General features: G+C 61.7%; 7 protein-coding genes. 1 reads left to right on the forward strand and 6 read right to left on the reverse strand.

The annotated features are described in order from the left end of the window. Positions 1 to 83 precede the first annotated feature (83 nt). Positions 84 to 236, reverse strand: coding sequence for an enoyl-CoA hydratase-related protein (locus JF781_RS27495; protein WP_007168480.1), 153 nt, complete (start codon positions 234 to 236; stop codon positions 84 to 86). Positions 237 to 447: 211 nt separating this feature from the next. Between JF781_RS27495 and JF781_RS28660 the strand changes: the two genes are divergently transcribed. Beyond that, the gene (locus JF781_RS28660; RefSeq protein ID WP_255250777.1) at positions 448 to 570 is read left to right on the forward strand and encodes a hypothetical protein; all 123 of its coding nucleotides are present in this window, start codon (positions 448 to 450) and stop codon (positions 568 to 570) included. Positions 571 to 2,017: 1,447 nt separating this feature from the next. Here the strand turns inward: JF781_RS28660 and JF781_RS27505 are convergent. The 5 genes from JF781_RS27505 to JF781_RS27525 form a co-directional block, all read right to left on the reverse strand. Further along, positions 2,018 to 2,323, reverse strand: a complete 306-nt coding sequence (locus tag JF781_RS27505) for a hypothetical protein (protein WP_007168485.1) — start codon at positions 2,321 to 2,323, stop codon at positions 2,018 to 2,020. Positions 2,324 to 2,383: 60 nt separating this feature from the next. Beyond that, the gene (locus JF781_RS27510) at positions 2,384 to 2,725 is read right to left on the reverse strand and encodes a hypothetical protein (RefSeq protein WP_007168486.1); all 342 of its coding nucleotides are present in this window, start codon (positions 2,723 to 2,725) and stop codon (positions 2,384 to 2,386) included. A gap of 20 nt (positions 2,726 to 2,745) precedes the next feature. Continuing rightward, positions 2,746 to 3,153, reverse strand: coding sequence for a type II toxin-antitoxin system VapC family toxin (locus tag JF781_RS27515; RefSeq protein WP_007168487.1), 408 nt, complete (start codon positions 3,151 to 3,153; stop codon positions 2,746 to 2,748). Positions 3,154 to 3,156: 3 nt separating this feature from the next. Then, complete coding sequence (locus JF781_RS27520; RefSeq protein WP_033711258.1) at positions 3,157 to 3,429, reverse strand: type II toxin-antitoxin system Phd/YefM family antitoxin; 273 nt, start codon at positions 3,427 to 3,429, stop codon at positions 3,157 to 3,159. Between the two features lie 202 nt (positions 3,430 to 3,631). Then, positions 3,632 to 3,861: hypothetical protein (locus JF781_RS27525; RefSeq protein ID WP_208857749.1), on the reverse strand; the 230-nt coding region annotated here is incomplete at its 5' end.

Raw genomic sequence — 3,861 nt, forward strand, 5'->3', positions numbered from 1 at the left:
TCAACACCTCACACCTCTGCCGCGTGGACCGGCCCTAAGTCATTACGTCACGATCGGCGGTGCCCTTGCCGCCGCGAGTGTCCTCACGGGCAAGACACTGCGAAAAGACCGCGCTTCGGCTCCATCACCGCGAATCGTGCGTCGGGCACGGCCACTCGGATGTCGGTGGAGCTCAACATCTCGAATCCGCCCGCCACGCAAGTGCCGTTGACCGCGGCGATGATCGGCTTGTACACGGGGAAGCGATGCAGGACGGCGTGGATTGCGTCGAGCTTGTCCAGAGAAGAATCCGGTTATTTCCGCCTGCATCCTGCGAGTCCGAGGCGGTCGGCGGCATCTCGCTGCCAGATGTCAAGACCCGGGTGTGTGCCAAGTGATAGGTCGACGGTTCGGCGTGTTCGTTGGTCGCCTGTCTACCGGATGGTCATGAGGCGTTCGGTCGGCCCGGTGCCTGTAGGTGAGGGCGGGGTGGCAGCCGCGGTGTTTCTGTGGGACGGTGCGGCGCTCGATTCGATGCGGCTGCGGCCGGTGCTCATTGCGGCGATCCCCTCTTCGGGTGCGTTTCAGTAGATCTGCATATCAGTACGCGGATCAATGAGGGGTCCTGCACTTGGGCCCAAGGTGAGGCGCGGCACCCCTCGCGCGTCGTCGGCGATGAGTTGCCGGCGGGCGTCTGCTGAGGCCCTGTGTTGGGGACGGTCTAGGTGCACGCGGCGAGGTGTGACTGCTGATCGGACTACGCAGGGAGCGATTTTTGGCCAACAGCGATACTGAATTCTAGGAAGAAAGGTTTCTGCAGATATCGGGCACCAACCGAGTAAGTCTAGTTTGCTGGCACCTTGAAACTCTGATAATCGTAATCAAGTCAGACTCTGGCCTGAATGATTCACGTTGTGCTCGATATCAGTAAGTACGCAGACGCGAATTGGCGCATGTCAGTACACCAGTACATGGTTGTTGAACTGCTGCAATATACGATTGTAGGTGTGGAAGTCAGTGTCTACTGAAACACTGAATTTATGAATATGAATCACTTTGCAAACAAGGTAGCCCAATTGGCTTGACGCTCACTTTCTGTAGTAGCTAAGCTGCATTGCATAGCCAAAGTTCATACAGCTGGTGGCATTGCTATCACCAGTTGTGGGAATCCAGTTGTGGGAATGGAGGTGAGCCCCATTACCACCTAAGTGACTGTGCAACGCACGACAAGTGCGCCGATCATAACGCGATCATCTAATGATCCATGAATTCGGAGGGGAACATGACTTGCAAGACACGACGCCGCGGTATCACGATCAAGCTCGGCATGGCCGCAGGTGCAGCTTTGGCCGCCGGGCTCATCCCGATAGCCAGCGCGGGCGCTGCCTGGGCGGATGAGCCAGACCCAGGGATCACAGTTGGGGGCGGCGGGTCTGGTGGAGTGTCCACCCCGATCGGTGGGGGCAGGGCGTCGACCGGCGGGTCCGGTGCTTTCAACGACAATGGCGGCGGCTTCGGTACTGGCACGTCGGGCGGTTTGACCGGTCCGGGCGGCGCTGGGAGCGGCGCTTCCACCGGCGCGGGCGGTGGTTTCACCCTGCCGGGATTGCCGGGATTTTGAGGTAGGCACCGCAGCGGGAATCGACATTTGACTGGCGTGGCCGCTAGCCGCGCAGCAACGGATGTCGACATGCGGGGCAAGCGGATGACGCACCCCGAAGCCTCGGGAGAGGACGTTTGCTTGGTGATTGGGACCGGTCGCCCGAGTCGCGCACATCGTGGCCGGGCGACCGCTCGTCGGCGGGTATGACGGTCGGCTGCCGAACACGCCTGGCGCCTGAAGCGGCCACCCATGATGCCGAGCATGAAGTGTTGGTGCGCGCGCCCAGTCGCAAAGTTCGTGATTGAGGCGTGACGGGCGGTCCACCACGCAACGCACGATGTCTTGCGGTCACCATCTTCCACCATCTTCGAGCCAGCGCCCGTTCACATCCGGCCACCAGGTCGGCAACGGGTCGCGGCGGGCAAGGCGGGCGGTTCATCGCGCTGCGCGGCGCACCAGACAGCGCGGTCGCCTGGCGTTTCTGCCGCGCGCTCGCAACGCCGTGCTGCGCCGCTTCATCGAGGCTGCAGTGCGCTTCATCGCGTCGATGAGGTCCTTGGCCTCGCCGATCGATTCCAAAATGGCCACCCGAGCTTGGCCGGCCTCCTTAGTCAGTGGTGTGCCCAGGAGCTGCCAGTCCGAGCGCAGCCAGTCGCGCGCCGCGCTGAGCGCTGATCTCACTTCGTCGATGCAGGCGCGGGCGTTCTCGAATAGTTCGGGACGAGTTGGCAGGTCAGCCATGGGTTGTCCTTTGCGGCGGGTTGTAGCGGGAAGCCGTGGGAGTGACGGCCGGCGAGGTTTTCACCAGCCGGCGTAGGCAAGGGGCAGGTCGGCGATGACTTGTCGGCGTGATTCGTCGAGGCTGGCAGCAATGTCGCTGAGGCCATTTGCGCCAAGTGATCGCAAGAGTTCGCCGCCGGGCTCAGAGTTGTAAAAGCTCACCATCGCCGCAAGGAACATCGCTTCGCCCGAGGACAGCCATCCGATAGCTGATCGGATCTCGTCGACCCTCGGCGAGAGATCCCACTTGCTGGTCGCGCTGTCCGGGGAAGTCTGGCCGTCGGCGAACCATCGGGGACCGGCGATCTCTACACCGCGCTGCCACGCTTGAAAAACGGTCTCATCATAGAAACGTGCTGACATGTGTTCTCCTCCTGAGCCGTTCATGAGTTTCTTCCAGGTGTGACAATCGTTATCCCGAGGGCACGGGCGGCGTCGCTGAGTCGACTGTCATAGGCGACCATGGCGGTCAATGGTGCTGTGGATGCGGCGATTTGAGCGGTGGCCAGGTGTATCGCATCGAGCGAGCGCAGCGCCGGATCGGGGTAGGCGGCCGCGGTGGCGCGGATGACCTGGTCGATTTCGAACCGATCCAGTCTGGCCAGCACAGAGGGGACAGCAGATAAGCCATTTGGGGCGACTGCGCGGATGGCTCTGGGGAGCTCCACTTCAGCCAAGGCAGATGTTATCCAACGTGTTTCGGTGCGTTCATCGAGCCAGTCAGCTAGAGCATCAGATTCGACTTCGATCCGGATCAGCTTGACCAGAGCCGAGGTATCCAGGTAGATCACCGGCTAATACCTTTCCTCGGCGCGCAGACGTTGCAATAGCGCGCCGGCGTCGAGATTGTCGTGCATCGGAACGGTCGGCCGCGGGGCTGGGCCGGCCAGCGTCGCCGGTTGCACTCTGCCGGCAGTGATCAACGCATCCAGTGGGCCGGCGGTAGCGGGGATTATTCGGGCGATGACTTCCCCGCGCTCAGTAAGCGTGATCTCTTCGCCACGCTTGACGCGGGCCAAGACCTTTGCCGTCTCTTGGTTGAGCATTCGGAGAGGTACTTCACTCATACCAATAATGTACTACATAGTTGTACTACATGCTATGGTGGCGCAACTGGTTCGGAGCGCCGGCGGCCCATGTCCACACGCCCGCCCCCGAGAATCAACCTATCGACGAAGCCGTTCAGGAACTCCGCGCCGGCCTCGTCGTCAGGCTCGCGGCCATCGGTGCTCACAAAGGGACCTATCCGTCTCTAGCTGCCTTGTCAGCTCAATTCTCACAGGTGGGGCAGAGATATGCGACGGTCAGCGCGTGGTTATACGGCCGAGCCATTCGCTTGATGCCGGCGGTCTGCGGGCGGTGCCGCTCAGTCAGTGCCGTCGTCCCGACCATTGGTGGCGCCAGCCACTCGGCCAACCTAGCCTTGACCTGCTCCGCCTGCTCCCGACTGTGGCACATGTCGTTTGCCATCTTTCCGAGTGTTACGCGGCAGGGGAGAA

It is taken from the genome of Mycobacterium sp. WUMAC-067 (assembly GCF_020217485.1).
Classification (GTDB): Bacteria; Actinomycetota; Actinomycetes; order Mycobacteriales; family Mycobacteriaceae; genus Mycobacterium.